18 protein-coding genes and 1 pseudogene are annotated in these 23,327 nt (G+C 66.1%); 9 read left to right on the top strand and 10 right to left on the bottom strand.

Annotation, left to right across the window (positions count from 1 at the left end):
• Positions 1 to 9 precede the first annotated feature (9 nt).
• The 4 genes from CD928_RS11705 to CD928_RS11720 are packed head-to-tail and all read right to left on the bottom strand — an operon-like array spanning position 10 to position 6,765.
• Positions 10 to 2,265 (bottom strand): TonB-dependent receptor, encoded by a 2,256-nt coding sequence (locus CD928_RS11705; RefSeq protein WP_095387216.1) that lies wholly within the window; start codon positions 2,263 to 2,265, stop codon positions 10 to 12.
• Between the two features lie 39 nt (positions 2,266 to 2,304).
• Positions 2,305 to 3,225 (bottom strand): SMP-30/gluconolactonase/LRE family protein, encoded by a 921-nt coding sequence (locus tag CD928_RS11710; protein WP_369679304.1) that lies wholly within the window; start codon positions 3,223 to 3,225, stop codon positions 2,305 to 2,307.
• Positions 3,222 to 5,750: a PEP/pyruvate-binding domain-containing protein gene (locus tag CD928_RS11715; RefSeq protein ID WP_095387217.1), complete on the bottom strand. Its 2,529-nt coding sequence runs from the start codon at positions 5,748 to 5,750 to the stop codon at positions 3,222 to 3,224. The genes CD928_RS11710 and CD928_RS11715 overlap by 4 nt, the downstream gene beginning before the upstream one ends.
• Before the next feature lies 1 nt (position 5,751).
• Positions 5,752 to 6,765 carry a hypothetical protein gene (locus CD928_RS11720; RefSeq protein WP_095387218.1) on the bottom strand — a complete coding sequence of 338 codons (1,014 nt, stop codon included), beginning with the start codon at positions 6,763 to 6,765 and terminating at the stop codon, positions 5,752 to 5,754.
• A gap of 238 nt (positions 6,766 to 7,003) precedes the next feature.
• Between CD928_RS11720 and CD928_RS11725 the strand changes: the two genes are divergently transcribed.
• From CD928_RS11725 to CD928_RS11735, 3 genes are read left to right on the top strand one after another with little or no spacing between them, the layout of a single operon-like run.
• Positions 7,004 to 7,684 (top strand): TetR/AcrR family transcriptional regulator, encoded by a 681-nt coding sequence (locus tag CD928_RS11725; RefSeq protein ID WP_095387219.1) that lies wholly within the window; start codon positions 7,004 to 7,006, stop codon positions 7,682 to 7,684.
• 3 nt (positions 7,685 to 7,687) lie between these two features.
• Positions 7,688 to 8,461, top strand: coding sequence for an SDR family NAD(P)-dependent oxidoreductase (locus CD928_RS11730; protein ID WP_095387220.1), 774 nt, complete (start codon positions 7,688 to 7,690; stop codon positions 8,459 to 8,461).
• Entirely contained in the window at positions 8,458 to 9,888 is a 1,431-nt protein-coding gene (locus tag CD928_RS11735) for an MFS transporter (RefSeq protein ID WP_141237143.1), read from the top strand. Before CD928_RS11730 ends, CD928_RS11735 begins: the two co-directional genes overlap by 4 nt.
• 129 nt (positions 9,889 to 10,017) lie before the next feature.
• Here the strand turns inward: CD928_RS11735 and CD928_RS11740 are convergent, their stop codons facing one another.
• The 4 genes from CD928_RS11740 to CD928_RS11755 are packed head-to-tail and all read right to left on the bottom strand — an operon-like array spanning position 10,018 to position 13,528.
• The gene (locus tag CD928_RS11740; RefSeq protein ID WP_095387222.1) at positions 10,018 to 10,791 is read right to left on the bottom strand and encodes an ABC transporter ATP-binding protein; all 774 of its coding nucleotides are present in this window, start codon (positions 10,789 to 10,791) and stop codon (positions 10,018 to 10,020) included.
• Positions 10,792 to 10,801: 10 nt separating this feature from the next.
• Complete coding sequence (locus tag CD928_RS11745; RefSeq protein ID WP_095387223.1) at positions 10,802 to 11,635, bottom strand: ABC transporter permease; 834 nt, start codon at positions 11,633 to 11,635, stop codon at positions 10,802 to 10,804.
• Complete coding sequence (locus CD928_RS11750; protein WP_176473553.1) at positions 11,632 to 12,615, bottom strand: aliphatic sulfonate ABC transporter substrate-binding protein; 984 nt, start codon at positions 12,613 to 12,615, stop codon at positions 11,632 to 11,634. The genes CD928_RS11745 and CD928_RS11750 overlap by 4 nt, the downstream gene beginning before the upstream one ends.
• A 28-nt stretch (positions 12,616 to 12,643) precedes the next feature.
• A complete protein-coding gene (locus CD928_RS11755) occupies positions 12,644 to 13,528 on the bottom strand; it encodes a TauD/TfdA family dioxygenase (RefSeq protein ID WP_095387225.1) in 885 nt (294 codons plus the stop codon).
• Positions 13,529 to 13,933: 405 nt separating this feature from the next.
• On the opposite strand from CD928_RS11755, the gene CD928_RS11765 reads away from it, so the two are divergent.
• The 4 genes from CD928_RS11765 (at position 13,934) to CD928_RS11780 (ending at position 20,255) form a co-directional block, all read left to right on the top strand.
• Positions 13,934 to 15,364 carry a RimK family alpha-L-glutamate ligase gene (locus tag CD928_RS11765; RefSeq protein ID WP_255247127.1) on the top strand — a complete coding sequence of 477 codons (1,431 nt, stop codon included), beginning with the start codon at positions 13,934 to 13,936 and terminating at the stop codon, positions 15,362 to 15,364.
• Positions 15,361 to 16,152 (top strand): sulfite exporter TauE/SafE family protein, encoded by a 792-nt coding sequence (locus tag CD928_RS11770; protein ID WP_095387228.1) that lies wholly within the window; start codon positions 15,361 to 15,363, stop codon positions 16,150 to 16,152. The genes CD928_RS11765 and CD928_RS11770 overlap by 4 nt, the downstream gene beginning before the upstream one ends.
• A 613-nt stretch (positions 16,153 to 16,765) precedes the next feature.
• Complete coding sequence (locus CD928_RS11775) at positions 16,766 to 19,210, top strand: TonB-dependent receptor (RefSeq protein WP_095387229.1); 2,445 nt, start codon at positions 16,766 to 16,768, stop codon at positions 19,208 to 19,210.
• 91 nt (positions 19,211 to 19,301) lie between these two features.
• The gene (locus CD928_RS11780; RefSeq protein ID WP_095387230.1) at positions 19,302 to 20,255 is read left to right on the top strand and encodes a TauD/TfdA family dioxygenase; all 954 of its coding nucleotides are present in this window, start codon (positions 19,302 to 19,304) and stop codon (positions 20,253 to 20,255) included.
• A 319-nt stretch (positions 20,256 to 20,574) separates the two neighbouring features.
• Here the strand turns inward: CD928_RS11780 and ispG are convergent, their stop codons facing one another.
• The gene (gene ispG, locus CD928_RS11785; RefSeq protein ID WP_095387231.1) at positions 20,575 to 21,726 is read right to left on the bottom strand and encodes a flavodoxin-dependent (E)-4-hydroxy-3-methylbut-2-enyl-diphosphate synthase; all 1,152 of its coding nucleotides are present in this window, start codon (positions 21,724 to 21,726) and stop codon (positions 20,575 to 20,577) included.
• 131 nt (positions 21,727 to 21,857) lie between these two features.
• Between ispG and CD928_RS11790 the strand changes: the two genes are divergently transcribed.
• Positions 21,858 to 22,595 carry a TorF family putative porin gene (locus CD928_RS11790; RefSeq protein ID WP_095387232.1) on the top strand — a complete coding sequence of 246 codons (738 nt, stop codon included), beginning with the start codon at positions 21,858 to 21,860 and terminating at the stop codon, positions 22,593 to 22,595.
• Between the two features lie 84 nt (positions 22,596 to 22,679).
• On the opposite strand, the pseudogene CD928_RS24030 reads toward CD928_RS11790, so the two are convergent.
• Positions 22,680 to 22,751 (bottom strand): annotated as a pseudogene (locus CD928_RS24030) (hypothetical protein); the annotation flags it as partial.
• A 211-nt stretch (positions 22,752 to 22,962) separates the two neighbouring features.
• Here CD928_RS24030 and CD928_RS11800 point away from each other — a divergent pair.
• Positions 22,963 to 23,169 carry a hypothetical protein gene (locus tag CD928_RS11800; RefSeq protein ID WP_095387233.1) on the top strand — a complete coding sequence of 69 codons (207 nt, stop codon included), beginning with the start codon at positions 22,963 to 22,965 and terminating at the stop codon, positions 23,167 to 23,169.
• The last annotated feature ends 158 nt before the right edge of the window (positions 23,170 to 23,327 follow it).

Genomic DNA, 23,327 nt, shown 5'->3' on the forward strand with positions numbered 1-23,327 from the left:
GCAACTCCATCAGAAATTGAACTTCAGATCGACTCCGAATTCGCGGGGATTGCCGAACAGGCCCTCGGTGAACAGCGGCGGAGCGTCGAGCGCGAGGCTGAGATAGCGCTCGTCGAACAGGTTGCGCGCCCAAATGCCTATCGTCCATTTGTCGCTGCCCGGCGACCAGTTCAGATTGGCGTTGACGATGTTGTACGCGCCGAGCCGTTCGCTGGGCGCCTGGGTATAATTGCCCCAGCGCGCGCCGTTGTAGACATATTGAAGCGTCGCATCGAGCGTGCCGCCGCCCACGTCGGCGGTGGCGGTCGCGGAGACCGACCCGTTCCATTTCGGCGAGTAGACGAGGGCCCGGCCGCTATAGTCGATCACCGTCGTCGGGCTCGCCTGGACGGTGAACTCGTCATATTTGGCGTCGAGATAGCCGAGCGTGCCGCTGATACGGAAAAAGCGCGACGGGACGATTTCGGCCTCGATCTCGAACCCCTTTGTCGTCGCTTTCGCGGCGTTGAGGATCGTCGACGACGCCTGCGGCGGCGTTCCACGATAGAGCACCTGATTGACCTGCATATTGTCCCATTTGTTGAGGAACAGCGACAGGTTGAAGCGGACATGCTTGTCGAAAAGGTCCGATTTCAGCCCGAGTTCGAAGGAATCGACGAATTCGGGATCATAGGGGCCGATGTCGGCCGCGCTCGTCACGCGTCCGTTGAAGCCACCCGATTTGAAGCCGCGGGCATAGAAGCCATAGAGCATCGCATCGTCGGTCAGCTTGTAGTCGAGCCCGATCTTGCCGCCGAAATTGGTCCAGCTTTCGCGGCCGGTCGCCGGCATATTGTCGGCAGGATAGGGGTTTTTGATCGCGCCCACGAGGTTGCCGAAGCCCAGCGCGGGATTGGTCCCGTTCGGCTGGATCCACGTCGACGCGTCTTCCGACAGGCGCACTTTTTCATGGCTGACACGGACGCCGCCCTGAAGCCTCAGGCGATCGGTGATGTCCCAATAGATCTGGGTGAAGGCGGCGAGGTTCGTCGTGCGCTGGTTCGCGAGGTTCACCGAGATATTTCTCGGATCGACGAAGGCCGTCCATCCCTGGCCCACCGAGTCATAGCCCCAGAGCTGGGCATAGACGCCGACCAGCCACTGGAAGCGGTCGGACAATTCCATCTGGTTGCGCAGTTCCTGCGAGAATTGCCAGCCCTTGTCGCGACCGACCTGCGCATAGCCATAGAGGTCGATGCCGTCGATGTCCTGATAGCCGAAGGTGTTGTAGTGCGAATAGTTGGTGACTGACGTCAGCTTGCCGATGTCCGTCGTCGCGTTGATCGTCAGCGTGGTGCTGATCGTGTCGGTGTCGTGCTGGTCGGGAACGTCCGAATAGACCTTGAAGTCGTACGGCGTGTTGGGCCGATAGAATATCTCGCCGGGATAGGCGATGTTGAGCAGCACGTCGGTGCCGTTACGCATTCGCCGCAGTTCGGTGATCAGCGTCGCGTCGAAGTCGCTCGACGGCGCCCAGCGCAGATAGCCGCGCACCGTGGTGCTGTTGAGGCCGCCGATCCGGTCGCCGGTGTAGAGGTTGGTATAGAAGCCGTCGCGGCTGCGATGCGACACCGCGACCTTGGCGGCCAATGTGTCGGTGATCGGGGCGTTGAAAGCCGCCTGCACGTCGACGCGGCTGTAGTTGCCGATCGTGACCTGACCATAGGCGCCATATTCGCCGGTGGGCTGGCGGGTGATGAAGTTGATCACGCCGCCCGTCGTGTTCGCGCCGAACAACGTACCCTGCGGGCCGCGCAACACTTCGACGCGCTCCATGTCGAACTGGTCGCTGAGGCCGAGCGCGTTGCTGGAGGCGACGACCCCGTCGACGACCGTGCCGACCTCGGTTCCGACATAAGGCGACGGATTGGCCGCGATACCGATGCCGCGGATGACGTAGGAGGCGGAGAGGCTCAGCCCGCCGTTCACCTGGACCTGAACATTGGGAACGGTCGCGGTGATCTGGCTGAGGTCCTGTTGATGCAGGCGCTCGAGCGTCTCGCCGGTGACGGCGCTGACCGACAGCGGAACGTCCTGCAGATTTTCGGCGCGCTTTTGCGCGGTGACGATGATTTCCTGCAACCCGCTGCCGTCGTTCGCCGTGCTCGCGTCGGGGGCGGCGGTGGCGGCCTCCTGACTCCAAGCGGGGGTTGCGATCGCGACGCCGCTCGCCCCCAGTATCAACAGGTTACGAAGCGTCGCGAGACAATTGGTCTTCCCCTTCATCTTTCCTCTCCTTCATTCCCATCTTGATCGCCTTGTTGTTCAGGCGTTGAAATTCAGCTTGAGGCCGGGACGCGGCCAGCGGCACCGGAACAGCTTCCCGCTGTGCGATCCGGTGATCCATGCGGTGCGCATGTCGGGCCCGCCGAAGCAGATATTGGTGGTCGATCCGTCGGGCACGGGCACATGCTCGATGACCCCGCTTTCGGGGTCGAAGATGCTGATGCCGCCGTTGCGCAGCGTGCCGACGCAGACGCGTCCACCGGCTTCGACCGCGAGGCTGTCGAGCATCGACTTGCCCGGAATCGGACCCAGGACATTGTCGTCCCAGGCCGGCCCCTCGGGCGCGATCTCGCCGGGGCCGGTAATCTCGAACCAGTGCAGCCGCCCCGTCAGCGTCTCGGCGACCCAGAGCCGCGTCCCGTCGGGCGACAGGCCGACGCCGTTCGGGGTGACCATATGGTCGCGCAGGCGGCGGATCAGCGATCCGTCGGGGCGGCAATAAAGCAGATGGCCGTGATGCATCGTCTCGACCGCCATCTTGCCGGGATCGGTGAACCACATGCCGCCGTCGGCATCGAAGACCAGGTCGTTCGGACCGCGCAGCGGCCGGCCGTCGCATTCGGTGTAGAGCGTGGTCACCTCGCCGGTCGCAAGATCGACCCGCTGTACCGAGCCGCTGACATAGTCGTCGGAGGGAAAGCCGTTCGGCCCGAGCGTCCCGTCTTCATGCTTCACATAGGCGAAGCCGCCGTTGTTCACGACATAGCAGGCGCCGTCGGGACCGATCGCGGCACCGTTCGGCCCCCCGTCGAAGTTCGCGACGATTTCGGTGGATCCGTCCGGGTGGACGCGGGTCAGCGTCTGACGGCGGATCTCGACGAGCAGGACCGACCCGTCGGCCATGGCGATCGGACCTTCGGGAAACCATAAATCCTCGGCGACGACGTCCATTTCGATCATGCAAGCTCCTCCACTTTCTGTCCGGCTGGCGACGCCTCGACGAGCCGGACGAGGCCCGCGTCGCCGATCAGTTCGACCATCGCGCCATCCGGTATGCGGACCGTGGCCTGTTCGACGGCGGTGACGCAGGGCAGGCCATATTCACGGCACAGCGATGTCCCGTGCGACAGGACGCCTCCGGTTTCGAGCACCAGCCCGCCGATCCGTCCGAAGACCGATGTCCAGCTCGGGTCGGTCTGGCGCGTGACGAGGATCTCGCCGTCGCGCACCGCGGACAATCCGCTGACGTCATAGACGATGCGCGCGACGCCGATCACGGTGCCGGGGCTCGCGGCGATGCCGGCTATCTCGCCGACGGCGCCTTGGGGCGACGTGTCGCTATAGGGCGACCAGCCCTTGAGGAATTTCGGTCCCTGCCGATGGAGCGTGGCCTGCCAGACGCGCCGGCGCACCTCGATCCGCCGCTCGGCCTCGGCGGGGCCGAGCCTGCCCGCCAGGGCGTCCTCGATCTCGCCCGTGCCGAGAAAGAAAATCTCGTCGCGGTCGGCAAGCACGCCCGCCTCGGCCAGGCGTTTCCCATAGGAACGGTAGATGCGCCGCACTTCGTACCAGTTGCGGTCGACATAGTGGCGGTGGTTGTCGCGCACCGACATATATCGCTCGTTGTAACGGAACAGCCATCGGAGGACGGCGCGCCGGACCGGCGGCACGCTGGCCAGGATTTCGCGCTGGGCGTTGCGCCGCGCCGCCGCGCTCCGGGCATTGACCTCGACCGGTTCGGGCGACGCGCTCGACGCATAGCCGCGCATCACCGCATAGCAGGCGTCGATATCGTCGCCCCACCGCGGCCACACGACATCCTTGTAATTGGCGCCGAGATGGCGGTGGCGGCGCCAGAATTCCTCGAAAGCCGATACCAGGCGGCGCCCCTCGGCCGAGCCGGTTGCGGCGCTGCGAAACTCGCTCCAGCGTTCGGATTCGAGCGGCAGGCCGGCTGCGCGCGCGTCGCGGGCGATCGTCCAGAGCTGCTGGGCCTCGCGCACCGTTTCGCTGTCGTCGAGGCCCGCGCTTATCCGCGCATAGAGATTTTCGCCGTCCGATCCGAGCTTGCGGCACCAGCGATCGAGGAGTCCCGTCAGGAGCAGGTGGATATCCGATGCGTGCGACAGGACGGCGATCGCGCACGGCGCGCCGACCTTTGCCATCCAGCCCTGCTGCTCGGCCTGATGCGCGCGAAGCTGGTCGAGCGACAGCGTGTCGAGATCGAGGTCGAGCCACGCGTCGCTGACGGTTTCATAGGGCGGCCATTGCGCGTTGACCCAGGCATAGTTGCGAAAGAAGGATCGCCATTGCCGGTCCTTGAATTCATAGCTCAACATCCGCCGCAGGCGACCGGCCCAGCGCCACTTCGCCGCGGCAAGGCCCGCCTGCCGTTCGCGGGGAAGGAAATTGAGAACCGCCTGGATGCGCGCGCGCTGCGGCTGGAATGCGTACATGCGCTCGATCAGGCCGATGTCCACATAGGCGGTCGCGCGGTGATATTTGAACAGGTCGGGGGGCAGCGGCGCGGTGTCGCCGTGCGAGCGGATGAACGCCACGCGGCCCGGCGTGCTGTTGTGGATATTGTAGAAGAGCGGGCTGATCGGCGAGACCCAGGTCTCGTCGGCGAGCATGCGCGACCACAGGCGGCCAGGTCGGTCGGGATCGGCGGCGGGATCGTCGCGCCACGGCTCGATCGCCCGCGAATAATAGACGTCAGCGATCGTCGTGATCGGCCTGCTCTGCAGGATGTAAAGCGTATCGCCCCGCCATGCCCATTCGATATCCTGCGGAAATCCGAGCTGGCCGGCGATCGCCATCGATGTCGAGAAGATTTCGGTCAGCGCGGCATCGGGAAGGGGGTGATCGACATCGCCGCCGCTCCGCCGGCGGACCGCGCCGCTCGCGGTCTCCAGCGCGATCTCTTCGGGATTGACCTCGCCCGAAACGAGCGCCTCGCCAAGGCCGGGGACGGCGTTGACCACCGCCTCCGACAGCGCCTGCGTCACCGGATTGGCGGTGAAGGAGACGCCCGACCAGTCGCCGATGATCATCTGCTGGATGACCACGCCCATGCCGCCTGTCCGGTCGTCGGCGCGCTCTTCGCGATAGGCGGCGGCGTGCGCGTCATGGTAGGATCGCCAGCAGGTCCGCACCGCATCGACTACCGCTTCCAGCCCCCGCACCTCGAGCGATGTATGGTAGAGTCCCGCGAAGGAAGCGTCGGCGGCATCCTCGCCAACCGCCGACGAACGGACGGCAAGTCCGAACCGGTCGTCGAGACCGGCGAGCGCCTCGCGGATCTCGTCGATCAGCGACGGGTCCGGGCCCGTCGCGGCCATCGCCTGCCATGCGCGGGTCGAAATCACCACGAAGGGCGGCACCCGGACGCCGAGTGCCACCAGCCGGGCGAGCGATGCACCCTTGCCGCCGGTGAGCATCTCGTCGGTGGCGTTACGGTTCTCGGGCGCGACGATCCACTTCATGTCAGTCGGCGCTCGCCTCGGTCTTGCCCGCTTCGCCTTCGTGAAGTTGCTTTGCGGTCACATCGTTCGACCACCAGCAGGAAGCGAGGCCGGCGCAGCGCCCCCAGTCCTTGACCTCCCAGACGCCAGCGCCTTCGAAGCCGATATTGGGCCCGCCGCCCGCGACCGCGGCATACATCGCGTCCATATGCGCCTCGACGACATGCCCGGCGACATCGGTGACGCGGAGGCTGATGTCGTGCATGCGTCCGTTTTCCAGGTAACGCGACGATTCCTCGATCGTTTTGACGGCCCACATCTCTTCGCCGTGCGCGATATAGCCGCGCGGCAGTTCGCGGCCGGGCTCGCCGAGCATCTGGGCCTTGACCGACAGGGCGCCGTCCTTCGACTGGATCGCATAGGTCTTGAGGTTGTTCTCCTCGAAGATTCCCATGTCGCGGGTGCCCCACGAATGATCCGAGTCCCCCGTGGTGTCGATGCGATAGGTCTTTCCGGCGATGGTCAGCGAGCCCTTCGCCTTCCAGCCGCGATGATAACGGTCCTTCGCAAGCCAGCGCGGCGTCGGATGGACATTGTCCGCAAAGTCCCAAGGCTGGCTCATATATTCGCAGTCGAAGTCGAAGCTCGCGTTGTCGCCGTCGCGGAATGACAGCTTATGGTGCTTGTTCGGCTCGATGACCTTGACCGACAGGCCGCACAATTCGACGTCGTCGACATCTTCGGCGAAGAGCGGTTCGACATCCTCGCGGTAGCAATAGGTCCAGCTGCCGTCGTCGCCCTTCAAAAGATGTCCCGGAGATTCCCAGGCCGCCTCGGTCGAGTTCCGGTCGGCGGCAAAGCCATGGTAAAGACAGACGAGCATGCCCGATTTGAGCGGTTTGTTGGGAACGACCCAGAGATAGATCCAGCAGCCGATCTGATTTTCGGGGTCGGAGAAATTCCAGTACCAGCTCTCGCGCCAGTGCGGATCCTCGTCCCATTCGTGACGCAGCTCGTCGTTCGCCTTCAATACCATCGTCTCTCCCTTCGCGTGCTCAGGCACGTCGCTGGTCCGCGCCCCGGGAGGGCGCCTTCAAAAGCCGTCGAGGTGGAAAAGCCGCGCGTTGCCGCGGCCGATGCCCTTCTCACTCTCCCATATATCGAATCACTAGAATTATCTAATGATTAGATTATTAGAATGAGTCGTGACTTTTCGCAAGGCCTGCCTATGACCGGCGGGTAAGCGCCGGAAACGGGCAAAAAGGGGAAGAAGCATGTCGCTGCGCGCGAAGAAGAAACTCGCAACACGCAAGGCGCTGATCGACGCATCGCGCCGACTCATTCGCGAAAAGGGTTATGACGGCGCGACGCTCGAGGATATCTGCCAGCAGGCGAATATCCACGTCACGACCTTCTTCTCCTATTTTGCGAGCAAGGAGGAACTGGCCTTCGCCCATCTGCACGATGCGGTGCGGGGTTTCGTCGAGGGCGTGCGCGAACGCCCCGAGGGCACCGACGTCCTGACCTATTGGTGGGACTATCTCTATCATTTCGGCATGCGCGACCGCGCGCACGAAAGCGTCATGCTGAGCCGCATCGACACCCCCGTGCTTCGCCAGGGCTATGCGACCATCAATCGCATGTTCGAAGAGGCGCTAGCCGCAGCCCTGACGGAAGAGGCGGGGAACGAGCCGGGTACCGATCTCTATGCCGAACTCCTCGCATCGACGATCATGAACGGCGTGGTCGCGGCATCGCAATGGCACCGGCGAAACTATGGGCAGGACGCGGCATTCCCCGACACGCACGCCTTTGCGCGGATGCTTGCCGAGCGTTTTCCGCCGCGCGAGGCGATCGAGGAGGTCAAGAAGAAGGTCCTGAAGGCCGCCAAGCTGCCGCTCAGCCCGCCGCGGCCCGCATCCCAAGAGAAAGCCCCTGCGCAAACGAAAGGATAGAGGATGGACCTGGAACTCGTCGATAAGCCGATCTTCGTCGCGGGAGGCAGCCGGGGCATCGGTCTTGGAATTGTCGAAGCCTGCCTGGCCGAGGGTGCCCGCGTCGCGATCGGCGCGCGCGGTGCCGAAGCGCTCGAGGCGGTTCGCGCCGATCTTGCCAATCGTTTCGGTGCCGACCGGGTTCGCGCCTTCGCCGGCGACCTGACCGACAGTGCGGTCATCGACCGCGTGTTCGGCGAGGCCGAGGCCGACCTTGGTCCGTTTTGGGGAGCGGTCGGCAATGTCGGCCTTCATCCCTGTCCTCCCGGCTTCGAAGTTCCCGACACCGTGTGGCGCGGCGGTTTCGCTCAGAATCTGGACTCGGCTTATTATCTTGGGCGTACCGCGCTGCGTTCGATGGCGCCGCGCGGGGAAGGCGCGCTGCTCTTCATCAGTTCGATCGCGGGGCTGGCGGCGAAAGGCACGCCACTGACCTATGGCACCGCGAAGGCCGCGATGAATCATATGGCCAAGGAACTCGCCGTCCTCGTCGGTCCCGCGGGCGTGCGCGTCAACACCATCGCCCCGGGGAACATCATCTTTCCCGGAGGCGATTGGGAGGAGCGGTCGAACGGGCCGCGGGCGGACGCCTGGCTCCGCTGGGTCAATCGCGAGGTGCCGATGAAGCGGTTCGGCCGGCCCGAGGAAATCGGCCGGGTGGCCGCCTTCCTGCTCAGCCCCGCCGCAAGCTTCGTGACCGGCGCGGTCATCCCGGTCGACGGCGGTCAGGATCGGTGACCGGGCCGTCGCGGCTGAGCCTTCGGGTAAAGCTCAGCTACGGACTCGGGGAAATGGCGGAGGGGGTGAAGAGCGCCGCGCTCGAGACCTTCCTCTTCTTCTACTATGTCCAGGTGCTCGGGCTTTCGGGCTCGCTCACCGGCCTTGCCTTGCTCGTCGCCGTTCTCATCGACGCCGTCAGCGATCCGTTGATCGGGCATCTTTCCGACAATCTGCGCAGTCCCCTGGGGCGCCGGCATCCCTTTCTCTATCTCGCCCCGCTCCCGCTCGGGCTTTCGATGGTCCTGCTGTTCGCGCCGCCGAACGGTCTGTCGCAGGGAGGCTTGTTCGTCTGGCTGCTTGGCTTCACCGCGGTCAGCCGGCTCATGCAGTCCTGCTATTTCGTTCCGCACATGGCGCTCGGAGCCGACCTCGCGCAGGATTATGGCGATCGCGTCGCGGTAAGCGGCTGGCGCAATGCTTTCGCCTATCTGGGTCGGCTTCTCGTTCTCGGCGTCGCATTCTCGATATTCTTTCGTCCGAGCGAGGCTTATCCCGACGGCCAGCTCGACGCGTCGGCCTACGCTCCGCTCGCGATGACCTGCGCCGCGATCGCCGGCAGCGCCATCCTGCTTTCCGCCATCGGAACGCAGCGACGGGCGATCGCGATGGACGCAGAACTGGGGCGATCGGGCGAACGGCCACCGGCACGCCTTCTCGGCCATATCGCCAATGCGTTCCGCCTCCGGGCCTTCACGATCTTTTTCATCGCTAACCTGGTCTCCTATGTGCTCAGCGGCGTGCAAGCAGCCCTCAGCATTCACATGATGACCTATTATTGGCGGCTTCCGCCGCAGGGCATCCAGTGGGTGCTCTCCGCGCTCACCATCGGCGTGCTGGTCGGAAGCCTGTTCGTGAGACCGGTGGCCGAGAGATGGGACAAGAAGCAGTTGCTCGTGGCGAGCGTCGTTGCGTCGGTCGCCATCGCGACGCTGCCGATCTTTCTGGCAGAGGCCGGTATCCTGCCGCTGCACGACAAGGATCGGCTGATCCCGATCCTGTTCGGATTTCTCTTTCTGGCCGGATTGAGCGGCGGCGCCGCGCTCGTCCTTCCCGGGGCCATGCTCGCGGACATCGCCGATGCCTACGAGCATCGGTTCGGGGGGCGGATAGAGGGGTTCGTCTATGGCGCCAGCGCGTTCACCCGGAAGGCCGCGCTCGGGTTCGGGGGCGCGATCTCCGGCTTCGCCCTGGACCTCATCCGGTTTCCGCGCGGGGTCTCCCCCACCGACGTCGACCGATCGACCGTTCTCGATCTGGCGCTGCTTTACGGCCCCGCCATGTTGGCTCTCACCATCGTCGCGATGGCCATAATGTGGCGATATCCGCTGAGCCGGAAACGCCACGAGGAAATCATGCGGGACTTGTCTTCCGCCGGCAACCCTTAGCGCGCAGGACACGCGCCCGTTTCAAACGTCGTTCTCAGACTCAGGCATTCAAGCGCTCGATATACGAAAGCCACCGATCCCGCTGGCGGCCAGAGCGGGAACGCTGGACTATAAAAGCGCGAGCCGGGATCATTCGGATGGGAGGACGCCCAATTCGGTGAGCAGGCGGTCGCGCAGCGTGTCGAACGCCTCGCCGCCCGCGCGGCGCGGGTGAGGCAGCGGAACGCGGGTGTCGAAGCCGATGCGCCCCTCTTGCAGCACCAGGATGCGGTCGGCGAGCAGGATCGCCTCCTCGACGTCGTGGGTGACCAGCAGCGTCGCCGGCCCGTGCGCCTGGCAGAGATCGCCGATCAGTCGCTGCATCCTGAGACGGGTGAGCGCGTCGAGCGCCGCGAAGGGTTCGTCGAGCAGCAGCAATTTGGGTTCGCGCACCAGCGCTCGGGCGAGCGCCGCGCGCTGCGCCTCGCCGCCCGACAGCGTCGCGGGCCAGGCGTCGGCGCGGTGATCGAGCCCGACCTCGGCGAGTGCGGCAACGGCGCGGGTGCGCGATGCCAACGCGCGGGGCAGGCCGATGACGACATTCTTCCAGACGCTCTTCGACTGGACGAGGCGGGGTTCCTGAAAGACGACGGTGCGCGCTTCGGGCACCCAGGCGTCACCGCCGTCGGGCGCGTCGAGTCCGGCCAGGATGCGCAGCAGAGTCGTCTTGCCGCTGCCCGACGCGCCGAGCAGCGCGACGAATTCGCCGCTGCGGATGGTGAGATCGAGCCGGTCGAGCACGGTGTTTCCCGAAAAGATGCGGCTGACCTCCGCGACGCGAACCGCGACCGGCGTGTGCGAGACATCGAGCGGCTGCGCCGCATGTGCTTCGACGGCGGGCCTGTAGGCAAGGACGGTGGACATGCGAAATCTCCTATCGGATGGCGACACCCGCGCGCCACGGCATGAATGTCCGTTCGAGCGTGCGGACGATCAGGTCGGCGCCGAGACCGAGGGCGGCGTAGATGGCGATGCAGATCAGGATGACGTCGACCTGCTGATACATTTGCGCGCTGTTGAGCAGATAACCGAGCCCCGCCGAGGCGTTGATCTGCTCGGCGGCGATCAGCACGAGCACCGAGACGCCGAGGGCGAAGCGCAGCCCGGTGAAGATCTGCGGCAGCGCCAGCGGCAGCACCACCTCGCTCACCAGCCGCCGGCCCGACAGGCCGAAGCTGCGCATCGCCTCGATCACCTTGCGGTCGACGTTGCGGACGCCCGCATAGCTGTTGAGATAGACGGGAAACATCGTCGCGAGCGCGATCAGCAGCAGCTTGGGCGCCTCGCCGATCCCGAACCAGACGATGAACAGCGGCACCAGCGCCAGGAAAGGAACGGTGCGGAGCATCTGGAGCAGCGCGTCGAGGAGCTCCTCGCCGAGCCGCGAGAGGCCGGCGACGGTGCCGAGGACCAGCCCCAGCAGGATTCCGGCCGCCCCGCCGGCGATCGCCCGCGTCAGCGACACGCCGATCTGCGCGGCGAGCGCCTGTTCGGTCCAGAGCTGACTCCAGCCCTCGACGAGGCCGGACGGCGACGGGAGGATCGACGGGTCGATCCATCCCGCGCTCGTCGCGATCGCCCAGGCCGCGACGACCAGCAGCGGCCCCGCCGCGCGGCGCACAAAGGACAGTCGCTCCGACCGCCGCCCCGCCGGCCGGACGACCGGCTGGACGAGGGTGCCCGGATCGAGGATGGCGGGCGCGGTCACGCCCCCGCCTCCTGCGCCGCGACGATGGCGTCGTAGCGCGTGTCGAAGACCTTGCGCGTGTCGAGCCTTCCGCGGATCAGTCCGAGGCGCGAGAAGAGGTCGGCCTCGTCCTGATGCGCGGCGATCACGCCGGCGTCGATCGGCGTATAATGCTGCGGCGACCGCGCGATGATCCGCTCTGCGATGTCAAGATCGACATTATAGCGCTTCGCGATCGCCGGCGCGGCTTTCTTCACATTCTCGCGCTGCCAGCGCTGCGCGCGTGCGGCGCGGGCGATCAGGTCGCCGATCGCTTTCGCTTTCGCGGGGTCGGCGAGCGCGGCGTCGGACGCGACCAGATACATGAAACCCGGCGTGTTGGGTCGCGCGCCCGTGGCGATGATCCGGATCTTCCCGCTGTCCTCGAGCTGGGTGAGGAAGGGTTCGGTCAGCACGATCGCGTCGGCCGCGCCCTTGTCGAGCAGGCCGGTGCCGAAGCCCGTCGCCTGCACCGGCTTGATATCGTCGAGCGACAGCCCTTCGCGTTCGAGTAGCCGCGCGACGAAATACTGAAGGACGGTGCCCTTCATATAAGCAACGCTGCGACCCTTGAGATCCTTGACCGAGCGGATCGGCGAGCCGGGCTTCACGACCAGCGCGAAGCCCGATCCTTCGGCCGTCGCCGACTGGCTGACCGCGACGACCTTGATCGGGCTGCCGGCGGCCTGGGCGAAGATGACGGGGGTTTCCGCCATCCAGCCGACATCGACCGAACCACCGGTCTGCGCCGCGATGATCGGCGGGCCGCCGACGAAGTTGGACCATTCGATCCGGTAACCCTCCGGCCGGTCCTCGCCCGCGACGTCGAGCGAGGATTTGAGGGCGTGGAGCTGGTCGGCGACCTTGAGCGTCACGCCCGCCGCGCCGCCGTCACCGCATGCAGCGAGCGCGAGGAACGCACCGGCGGCGAGCACGCCGCGCCGCGAAAAGGGAAATACCATGGAAGAGAGCCTTTTTCGCTTGGCGGGATCAGGCGCCGCCGGGGCCGACCGGGCGGTCGCCGACGATCGTGACGCGCTCCATATGGCGCGCCTCGCTATAGTCGGGGACGGCATAATGCTGGGTCGCGCGATTGTCCCAGAAGGCGATCGAGCCGGGCCGCCAGCTCCAGCGGACCTGGAATTCGGGGCGTTTCACCTGATTGAACAATAGCGCGAGCAGCGCGTCGCTCTCCGCCTCGGGCAGGCCGACGATGCGGCGCGTGAACACCGAATTGACGTAGAGCACCTTTTCCCCCGTTTCGGGATGGATGCGGACGACCGGATGCTCGACGGGTGGGAAGGCTTTTTGCAGCGCGTCGCGCTTTTCCTCGGTGTCGAGGAATTGCAGGAAGGTGCGCGTGTCGTGGATCGCGGTCAGCCCGTCGATGCGCGCCTTCGTCTCCTCGTCGAGCGTATCATAGGCCGCGACCGCATTGGCGAAGACAGTGTCGCCGCCGAGCGACGGAGACACGCGCTGGAGCAGGATCGACGCCGCCGAGGGCTCGGCGCGGAAAGTGGTGTCGGCGTGCCAATTGCCGTCGCTGGTCCGGCGATAGCCGCCCGGCAGCCGCTCCTTCAGCTCGTCCGAAATCAGCGGAAGAATCTGCGGATAGTCGGGGAGCGAAAAGACCGGGTGCTCTTCGAGGTCGCCGAAGGCCGCGCCGAGCGCGATATGCTGTTCGCGCGTCAGATGCTGGTCGCGAAAGAAGATCACCCGATATTTGAGCAGGGCCGCGCGCAGCGCATCATAGGTCGGCCGGTCGAGCGGCTGCGCGAGATCGATACCCGTGATCAGCGCGCCGAGGCTCGGCTGCAGCGGGGTGATGTCGAAGAGAGCGGTGGAAGTGCGGTGGTCGAGCGTCTGGACGGTCATGGGAAATTCCTTGTGACGAAGCGGACGGGCGCCGGAACGGCGCGCGAACGGGCCGGCCATCGCGCGAAAAGGCGAGGCCGAAGAGGCGGCAGAATCCGCGGACGGGGCCGGGCGCGCGCTCGGGTTGGAGGTGGCGCGTCGCGGGCGGGTGCTTGCTATCGTGGCGGGGGGATGTGCATCGTATCACCTCATCATCTGCTGAGGGGAACACGAAACCTGGCGCTGTCGCCTGAGCATCGCGCGCTTTAGCCGTTGGTGACGCGGAGCAAGCTGCTTCCCGATCAAAAGCCGCGGACCCGAAAGAATCGCCAGCCGGCCCGGGTCGGTTCCGGCTGCAATCTCAATTTGATCGGTAGACATATTGCCGTCAAGCATAGATTCGCTTTACACTCGCAAAGCGTCGCAATGCTCGCCCGCCTCGTCGCCGGAGGGGACCGGCGCGGCAAGGCGCATGGCAAGAGCCGCGGTGCGGCACGAAGGAGATGGACGTTGCGCGGCTGGATATTCTTCCACCGGGATCTCGACCCGGCCTTGCCCGAGGTTCCTGAGATCCTGCGCTTCAAGGAGGCCGCCGCGGCGCGCGGCATCGCGTTGCAGGTGCTGAAGCCGCATGATTTCGATATCGTCGCGGCACCGCATGACGACTGGTCGGTGCATTATGAGGGGCGCTCGCTCAAGCGGCCCGATTTCATCCTGTGCCGGACGGGCGCCGAAACCGATTATTTCACGCTGGCGGTGCTGCGCCATTTCGAGCGGCGCGGAGTGCGGCTGATCAACGGGTCGGAGACGATCGACCTCGTCGCCGACAAGCTGCACACGATGCAGCGGCTCGCGCGGGCGGGGCTTGCCATCCCGGCGACGATGCTCGGCAAATTCCCGATCGACGCCGACGTCATCGAGCAGGAGCTGGGCTTTCCCGTCATCGTAAAGACGCTTCGCGGCACGCGCGGGACGGGGGTGCTGAAATGCGAGGATCGCAACCAGTTCGCCGATCTCGCCGGGCTGCTCGCCAGCGCCGAGGCGAAGGCCGATTTCCTGTTCCAGCATTATGTGCGGTCGAGCCACGGCCGCGACGTGCGCGTGCTCGTCATCGGCGGGCGCGTGATCGCGGCGATGGAGCGCCGCGCGCCGCCGGGGCATTTCAAGTCCAACGTTTCGCTCGGCGGCGTCGGCGTTGCGCATACGCCGACGGGCGAGATGGCCGAGCTCGCCGTGCGGGCGGCCGATGCCCTTGGGCTCGAGGTCGCGGGGATCGACATATTGTTCGACGAGGAAGGCTATCGCATCTGCGAGGCCAATTCGGCACCGGGCTTCCAGGGGCTGGAGCGCGCCTGCGGGATCGACGTGCCGGGCGCGGTCTTCGACTGGATCGAGGCGAGCCACGCGATGCAGGCGCGCCCGATCAAGGCGGTCACGGGCGAGGCGCTGATCGACCTCGTCTTCGGTGGCCGGCTGCGCCTGCGCGCAATCAGCGACCGGCTCGACGATCGGCACCTGTTCGCGCGCGCCGCCGGGGTGCGGCTGATCGGTGCGGGGGCGGCATCGCTTGTCACCTCGCTCGTGCCGTCGAGCCGGATCGAGAAGCACAGCCTCGTCGCGAGCCGCCTCGAGCATCTGCGCGCCGACGCGCGCGGCGTGCCGCTGGCGCCCGGCAACGCGATCGAACAGGAACAGGTGCTGCTCACCCTGCTCGCGGTCTCGATCTGGGCCGCGATCCTGCCGTGGCTGGCGGGCGCCGGGTCGCTGGTCGCCGGGGCGCTGTCGCTGCTCACCCTCTCTTTCCCGGCCGTCTTCCTGCTCACGCGCGGGCGAGGGCGGCGGGAGCCGGCGCGATGATTCCCGGGACCGAATTGTCCTTTGCGGCGCTGCTTCCCTTCATCCTCATCGGCTTCACCGCGCAGCTTATCGACAGCGCGCTCGGCATGGCCTTCGGCGTCGTCGGCGCGGCGCTGCTGCTCGCGCTCGGCATGCCGCCGGCGTCGGCGTCGGCCGCGATCCATGCGGCGGAGAGCTTTACCAGCGGCGTGTCGGGGCTCAGTCACGCGCTGCAGAGGAACGTCGACTGGCGGCTGTTCCGCCGCCTCGTCGTCCCCGGCATCATCGGCGGACTGATCGGCGCTTTCATCCTCGTCCATCTCGACATCGGTATCGCGCGGCCCGTGGTGCTGACCTATCTGGGGGCGGTCGGCGTCTATCTGATGTGGCGCGGCGCGCGGCGGCCGCAGACCTATCGCGATCTCAAACTCGTCGGCGGTCTCGGCTTCGTGGGCGGCGTTCTCGACGGGTCGGGCGGGGGCGGCTGGGGGCCGGTGGTCACCGCGAACCTGCTCGCGCAGGGCGGCGAGCCGCGGCGGGTGATCGGCACGGCCAATGCGTCCGAATTCTTCGTGACGGTCACCATCGCCGCCAGCTTCATCGGAACGCTGGGCTGGCAGAGTTTCGGCGTCATGGCGATCGGGCTGCTGATCGGCGGCGTCCTGGGAGCGCCGGTGGGGGCCTGGCTCGTGCGCCGGCTGCGCGCAGAGCTGATCGTTACCGCGGCGGGCGCGCTTCTCCTGCTGGCGAGCGGCTATGGATTCCTGGCGCTGATGTTCGAGCCGGTGCCCGCTTTCCCGCGATTTTGACGCGCCGCAAGCATCGACTGGCCGCCTGAAAGATTTTCTTCGTCGCAAAAGCGGGCGATGAATGTTGACGAATCCAAAATCAATCTTTTAAGTTGAGTTTGTTGTTCGGACCTGGTCGAGACGGGCAACGGCTCTCCCCATCGACCCGCGGCTTTTGACCGGGAAGCAGCTTGCTCCGCGTTACCAACGGCTAAAGCGCGTGATGCTCGGGCGACAGCGCCAGGCATTGCGTTCCCCCAGAAGGGGTATTGCGATGCGTATGTGTAGCAGCAGTTCATAGACGATCGCCGATGATATCGCGCGCCGGGTAGCGGATCGACCGCATCCGGGCGCCCATCGTCGGCCCATCCTTTCATCCCGGCCGCGCCTCCCTTTCGCTTGGGCGCCTGCGGCCATGCGTCCGGCGTGCTCCGCGCGCCGGCGGCAGGTGAATCATGCCTTTGCTGACCCAATCCGACCTGTCGGATCTGGCTCGCTATCCCGCGTCCCTGCGCAGCGCCGCCCGTGCGCTGTGGGGTGCCGGGCTGGCGCACGGCCGATCCGGCCCGGCGCACCGCGCCCGTTTCCATCCACCCAAACAGGGGGCGGGATCGCCGCCCGGGGACCATGACTTATGACGAAATATTCTCCCGCTTTCCGTTTCAAGCTCCTGCTGGGCGCCGCCGTCCTGTTGCCGTCGGCGCCCGCGTGGGCGACCGAAGTCGCGGCCGCCGCCGAAACCCGTACCGGCGACGCCGCGGCTTCGGAAGCGGCTGCGGCCGACAGCGCCGCGACCGAGGCGGCGGTCGAGGCCGACTATGCCGACACGATCATCGTATCGGCGCGGCGCCGCGATGAAAGCGCCCAGGACGTTCCCATCGCGCTGTCGGTCGTCGGGGCCGACACGCTCGAGGCGACGGGCAATTACACGCTGTCGCAGGTGCAGCAACTCGTGCCGAGCCTGCAGGTGTTCAGCTTCAACCCGCGCAACACCAACATCAACATCCGCGGTCTCGGCAGCAATGTCGCGCTGACCAACGACGGGCTGGAGAATGGCGTCGGCTTCTATATCGACAATGTTTATTACGGCCGCCTCGGCCAGTCGCAGTTCGACCTTGTCGACCTGCAGCAGATCGAGGTGCTGCGCGGGCCGCAGGGTACGCTGTTCGGCAAGAACACGACTTCGGGCGCGATCAACATCAGCTCGCGAAAGCCGAGCTTCGATCCCGAATTCTCGGGCGAGGCGAGCGTCGGCGACTATGGCTATTATCAGTTGCGCGGCTCGGCCTCGGGGCCGCTCGTCGACGATCTGCTCGCGGTGCGGCTTTCGGGTTCGGTGACCGAACGGCGCGGATTCCTTTACAATGTCACGCAGAACGCGCGCGCGCAGGGTTATTCGAACTGGAGCGTGCGCGGACAGTTGCTCTTCACGCCCTCCGCGGACCTCGAGGTGCGGATCATCGGCGACTTCGCGCGTCAGAAGCAGAACCACGTCCTCAACGTCTTCGCCAATTATTACGACACTTACGTCGATGGCACCCCCATCCCGAACAATTTCGCCGAGCGCGTCGCGCGCTATCCGGGCTATGCCTTCCCGACCATCGACCCCTTCGCGCGGCGCGGCGAGGCCGATAGCCATTATCAGTCGAACATGGACGGCTATGGCGTGTCGGGACAGGTCGACTGGGACGTCGGGCCGGCGAAGCTGACCTCGATCACCGCCTATCGCTGGTGGAACTGGAATCCCGCGAACGACGGCGATTCCACATCGCTGCCGGTCGTCACGCTCGCGCAATTCTCGAACCGCCAGCGCCAGTTCAGCCAGGAATTCCGGCTGGCCTCAGATACCGACGGCCCGATCGATTATGTCGTCGGCGCCTATTATTTCTGGCAGATCATCCGCGGTTCGGGTCGCACGGGCTACGGCAGCGCGGCGCCCGCCTGGTTCCTGCCGACGGTGCCCGCCAATGTCGCCGCGCTGGCGCTCGACGGCTTCGAGGTCAATCCGCGGTCGGACCCCCAGACCAGAAGCCTAGCCTTCTTCGGCCAGGCCGACTGGAAGATCGGCGATCGCCTCACCCTGACCGCGGGCCTCCGCTTCACCCACGAGAAGAAGAAGGGGTCGTTCAGCCAGGTCTGGGTGGCCGGGGCCGATCCTGCGACGCTGCCCGACGCGCTGGCCGCCGCCGTCATCAACATCCGCAATCTGTTCAGCCCCGAAACCAGCTATTCGACCGGCTTCAGCGACGACAGCCTGTCGGGCCTCGCGACGCTGTCGTGGCAGGCGAGCGACGATCTGCTCGTCTATGCAAGCTACGCGCGCGGCAACAAGTCGGGCGGCCTCAACCTGACCAACCTGCCCACCGGGGTCGACCCCGACGTCGCGCCCGAGACGGTCGACAATTACGAAATCGGCATCAAGTCGCAATGGCTCGACAGGGCGGTGACGCTGAACGCCGCCGCCTATTGGACCGAGATCACCGACTATCAGACCGCGATCTTCGAGCAGGTGTCGGAGATCAACTATCGCCAGTATATCGCCAACATCCCCGGCGCGCGATCGCGCGGCATCGAGGTCGACCTGTCGGCGGCGCCGACCGACCGGCTGAGCTTCTACGGTTCGCTGGCCTATACCGACACCACCTATCTCAGCTATCCCGAAGCCCCGCAGGCGCCCGAGCGGGCGAACGAGGGCGGCAATCAGGACCTGACCGGCAAGCGCCTGCCCGGCGTGCCGAAATTCACCTGGACGGTCGGCGGCGACGCTTCCGCGCCGCTGGGCGCGCTCGGCGGGCGCGAACTGTCGCTCTATGCCCACGCCGACTATTCGCATCGCTCGTCGTTCAACACCTCGTCGAGCAACAGCATCTACGCCGAAGTGCCCGGCTACGGCATCGCCAACGCGCGCATCGGCCTGCGCACCGAGGACGGCCTGCTCGACCTGTCGGTCTGGGCGCGCAACCTGTTCGACAAGGATTATTTCCAGACGCTCGGCGCGATGCCCGGCGCGACCGGCATCGTCACCGCGCTAATCGGCGAGCCGCGCACTGTCGGCCTGACACTGCGGACGAAGCTCTGATGCGCGCCCGCATCCTTTCGCGCCAAGCGCCCCGCCATTCGCCGCTCGTGCGTCGAATAACCCCCGCCGTCGCAACTTCAGGAGATCGATCATGACGGACCTTCACACCAGCTATGCCAATGCCCGCGACAAGACTATCCCGCTCGACGTCACGCCCGTGACGGGCACGATCGGCGCCATCGTGAACGGCGTCCAGCTCTCGGGCGACCTGCCCGCGGCAACGGTGCAGGCGATCCAGGCCGCGCTCGTGCGCCACAAGGTGCTCTTCTTCCGCGATCAGCAGCATCTGACCGACCGGGAGCATGAGGATTTCGCCGCGCTGCTCGGCGATCCGGTCGCGCACCCGACGGTGCCGGTCGCCGAAGGCTCGCGCTATCTGCTCGAGCTCGACAGCAAGGAAGGCTATGCCGCGTCGAGCTGGCACACCGACGTGACCTTTGTCGATGCCTATCCCAAGGCGTCGATCCTGCGCGCGCTCACCATTCCCGAAGCGGGCGGCGATACGCAATGGGCGAACGGCGAGACCGCCTATGAAGGGCTGCCCGAGGTGCTGCGCCAGCTCGTGAACACGCTCTGGGCAACCCACACCAACCTCTATGACTATGCGTCGATCCTCCAGTCGGCGCCCGATGGCGAAAGCGCGGCAAAGCGGATCAAGGAGCATCAGGGCGTCTTCGCCTCGACGGTCTATGAAACCGAGCACCCGGTGGTGCGCGTCCATCCGGTCAGCGGCCAGCGCAGCCTGCTGCTCGGCCATTTCGTCAAGCAGTTCGTCGGACTGAATGCCACCGACAGCGCGCGGCTGTTCCAGACGCTGCAGGAGCATATCACCAAGCCCGAGAATGTCGTGCGCTGGCGCTGGCGCGCGGGCGACGTCGCCATCTGGGACAATCAGGCGACCCAGCACCGCGCGACCGCCGACTTCGGGCTGCAGCGCCGCACGCTGCGCCGCGCGACGATCGCCGGTGAAGTGCCGGTCGCGATCGACGGCCGCCGGAGCCGCACGGTGCGCAAGGACAAGGCGGTTCAATACGAGCCGGCCTGACAGGCGACAGGCCGGCGCCGCTCTCCTCTCCCTCCTGTGACCGCGCCGGTCCAGACTGCGGCGCGCCCGGGTTCCATTCGCCCGCGGCGCGCCGGCCCTTCCGACGCTCATTGTCGGCGGAGGTGTCGCCGGATGGCTTTTTCCGGCCCTACCTTCTCCCCTCCCTTTTAGGGAGAGGCTGGGGGTGGGTAGCCGCCGAAGGCGGCGTTCTTTCGTGGGCTCGTCCGCTCGCGCACCCACCCCTAACCCCTCCCTAAAAGGGAGGGGAATGGCTCAAATCCACCCCGAAGCAGACGTACGGCAATAAACGATATATTCGCTAAGCCGCCTTGCCGTGCAGCGTGTCCATGCTCACCGCGCTTCCGGCCTCGATTTCGGCGGCCTTGGCTTCGACCAGCCTGACGATGTGCTGGATCATGTCGGCGTCGGCGACATGGTGGTCGGTGACGCCCGACAGATAGACCATATGCTTGCCGTTGCCGCCGCCGGTGATGCCGATGTCGGTCTCGCGCGCCTCGCCGGGACCGTTGACGACGCAGCCGAGGACCGAGAGCGACATCGGGGTCTTGATGTGCTGGAGCGCGTCCTCGAGCGCCTGGACGGTGCGGATGACGTCGAAGCCCTGGCGCGCGCAGCTGGGGCAGGAGACGACGCGGACGCCGCGGGTGCGGAGGCCCAGCGATTTCAATATCTCATAACCGACGCGCACTTCCTCTTCGGGCTCGGCCGAGAGGCTGACGCGGATCGTGTCGCCGATGCCCGCCCAGAGGAGGTTGCCGATGCCGAGCGCGCTCTTGACCGTGCCCCCGATCAGCCCGCCCGCTTCGGTGATGCCGAGGTGCAGCGGGCAGTCGACCGCCTCGGCGAGTTGCATGTAGGAGGCGACCGCGAGGAAGACGTCGCTCGCCTTCACCGCGACCTTATAATCGTGGAAGTCGTGGTCCTGCAGCAGCTTGATATGGTCGAGCGCGCTTTCGACCAGCGCCTCGGGGCAGGGCTCGCCATATTTTTCGAGCAGGTCCTTCTCGAGGCTGCCCGCATTCACCCCGATGCGGATCGCGCAGCCGTTCGCCTTGGCGGCGCGGACGACCTCGCCGACGCGCTCGCTGCTGCCGATATTGCCGGGGTTGATACGCAGGCAGGCCGCGCCCGCATCGGCGGCTTCCAATGCGCGCTTATAGTGGAAATGGATGTCGGCGATGATCGGAATCCGCGCCGCGCGGACGATCGACCCGAGCGCCGCGGTCGACTCGGTGTCGGGGCAGGAGACGCGGATCAGGTCGGCGCCGGCATCCTCGCAGCGGCGGATCTGGTCGATCGTCGCCACCGCGTCGCTGGTCGGCGTGTTGGTCATCGTCTGGACGCTGATCGGCGCGCCGCCGCCGACGGGGACGTCGCCCACCATGATGCGGCGGCAGTTGCGTCTGGAGATGTCGCGCCAGGGGCGCAGGCCGGGATTGTGATCGCTCATAGGGTCGTCCTCGGGGAGAGTGCCCGCTCTTTAGCCGTCCCGCCGCCGCTTGGCAAAGCGGTTGCGCATGTACGCCGCGACGGCCAAGGTCGCGGCCCCGCCACGACCCCGCCACGACCCGAGGAAAGACGATGACCCGCCTGTTTGCCGCCGCCCTGTTCGCCTTGTCGGGACTCGCCGTTCCCGCTGCCGCGCAGGAGGTGCCGACCGGCCCGATCGACGTGTCGGGCGGGGTCGAGGTCGTCACGGACTACCGGTTCCGGGGGATTTCACTCAGCGGCGGCGACGTCGCGGTGCAGCCGACGATCACGCTCAGCCACGACAGCGGCCTCTATCTCGGCGCATGGGGATCGACCATCGAGGATACGCCGGCGTTCGGCGAGGCCGAGGTCGACCTGTACGGCGGCTATGCGACCGAAGTCGCGCCGGGAACCTCGATCGACCTCGGGCTGACCTATTATTGGTATCCGGACGGCGAGCGCGCCGCGGGCCCGAGCGACTATGTCGAGGCGACGGGCAAGCTGTCGCACATGCTGGGGCCGGTCGAGGCGACGGCGCGGCTCAGCTATGCGCCGAGCCAGGCGGCGATCGGGCATGACGACAGCCTCTATCTGGCGGCCGACCTGTCGGCGGGCATCCCGACCACGCCGCTGACGTTGTCGGCGTCGGCCGGCTACACCGACGGCGGGCTCGCCGCGCTCGCGCCGGGCGGGCATTATTGGGACTGGTCGCTCGGCGCCTCGGCGAGCTTCGGCCGGCTGACCGCCGGCATCAAATATGTCGACACCGACATTCCAACGACGGGGGTGAAGGCGGTCGACAAATATTTCGATTCGGGCGTAGTCCTGTCGCTTGGGCTGTCGTTCTAGGCGGCGTGGACAAATTTGAGCCAGTATCTGGCGGTGGCCAGTGTCCGCCATGATCTCAGCGAGCGTCACGGCAACGGTCTCCCAGACCCCGGCCTCGCTCCATCGCCGGAACCGCCGATAGATGGTATTCCAACTGCCATACTTGTTGGGGGGCATCGCGCCACGGCGCACTGCACCGGAGCCGCCAGAGTATGCCGTTGATGATCGAGCGTTCTGCTCGGGAGGCCGCCACGACCACGGTTCTCAGGCTCGATCGGCAGTAAGCCCTTTAGAACGCGCCATTCCGCCGCGCTCCACGTCAATCATCTCAACGCAAGTGGTTGCCGAAACCGGCTGACATTGCAATCATGCCCGTGCGGAGGGCTTTATGGCTTTGGTGGAAGTGCTCGAGGGCGAGGATCTGGAAAAGCTGCTGTTCGTGGCCGAGTTCGACTTCCTGCCGCGTGTCGGCGAACACCTTGCCCGAGATATAGATGGCTATTTCCATTATTATCACATCGTTAAAATCTGGCACCGGCAAGATGCAGCGGACGGGGCCTTTCGGGCATGCTTGCTTGTCACGCTCGACGATTGATAACCTCGAATTTGTCCACGCCGCCTAGAGAGGCGCGCGTTAAAACTGATCTGCCGTCCCGTTCGTGTCGAGCGCAGTCGAGACACTCATCGGTGTATCGCAAGGTCGATGGGTGTCTCGACTGCGCTCGACACGAACGGAGGAGAGAAGATGCTGAT

Origin of the sequence: Sphingopyxis sp. GW247-27LB, assembly GCF_002277025.1 — a bacterium.
Taxonomy (GTDB): Bacteria; Pseudomonadota; Alphaproteobacteria; order Sphingomonadales; family Sphingomonadaceae; genus Sphingopyxis.

Coding starts and splice junctions, on each gene's coding strand:
- CD928_RS11715 (WP_095387217.1), bottom strand. CDS start 5,750: ATGAAGTGGATCGTCGCGCCCGAGAACCGTAACGCCACCGACGAGATG.
- CD928_RS11755 (WP_095387225.1), bottom strand. CDS start 13,528: ATGACCGTCCAGACGCTCGACCACCGCACTTCCACCGCTCTCTTCGAC.
- CD928_RS11730 (WP_095387220.1), top strand. CDS start 7,688: ATGGACCTGGAACTCGTCGATAAGCCGATCTTCGTCGCGGGAGGCAGC.
- CD928_RS11725 (WP_095387219.1), top strand. CDS start 7,004: ATGTCGCTGCGCGCGAAGAAGAAACTCGCAACACGCAAGGCGCTGATC.
- CD928_RS11720 (WP_095387218.1), bottom strand. CDS start 6,765: ATGGTATTGAAGGCGAACGACGAGCTGCGTCACGAATGGGACGAGGAT.
- CD928_RS11705 (WP_095387216.1), bottom strand. CDS start 2,265: ATGAAGGGGAAGACCAATTGTCTCGCGACGCTTCGTAACCTGTTGATA.
- CD928_RS11770 (WP_095387228.1), top strand. CDS start 15,361: ATGATTCCCGGGACCGAATTGTCCTTTGCGGCGCTGCTTCCCTTCATC.
- ispG (WP_095387231.1), bottom strand. CDS start 21,726: ATGAGCGATCACAATCCCGGCCTGCGCCCCTGGCGCGACATCTCCAGA.
- CD928_RS11740 (WP_095387222.1), bottom strand. CDS start 10,791: ATGTCCACCGTCCTTGCCTACAGGCCCGCCGTCGAAGCACATGCGGCG.
- CD928_RS11780 (WP_095387230.1), top strand. CDS start 19,302: ATGACGGACCTTCACACCAGCTATGCCAATGCCCGCGACAAGACTATC.
- CD928_RS11710 (WP_369679304.1), bottom strand. CDS start 3,225: ATGATCGAAATGGACGTCGTCGCCGAGGATTTATGGTTTCCCGAAGGT.
- CD928_RS11790 (WP_095387232.1), top strand. CDS start 21,858: ATGACCCGCCTGTTTGCCGCCGCCCTGTTCGCCTTGTCGGGACTCGCC.
- CD928_RS11800 (WP_095387233.1), top strand. CDS start 22,963: ATGGCTTTGGTGGAAGTGCTCGAGGGCGAGGATCTGGAAAAGCTGCTG.
- CD928_RS11765 (WP_255247127.1), top strand. CDS start 13,934: ATGCTCGCCCGCCTCGTCGCCGGAGGGGACCGGCGCGGCAAGGCGCAT.
- CD928_RS11775 (WP_095387229.1), top strand. CDS start 16,766: ATGACGAAATATTCTCCCGCTTTCCGTTTCAAGCTCCTGCTGGGCGCC.
- CD928_RS11750 (WP_176473553.1), bottom strand. CDS start 12,615: ATGGTATTTCCCTTTTCGCGGCGCGGCGTGCTCGCCGCCGGTGCGTTC.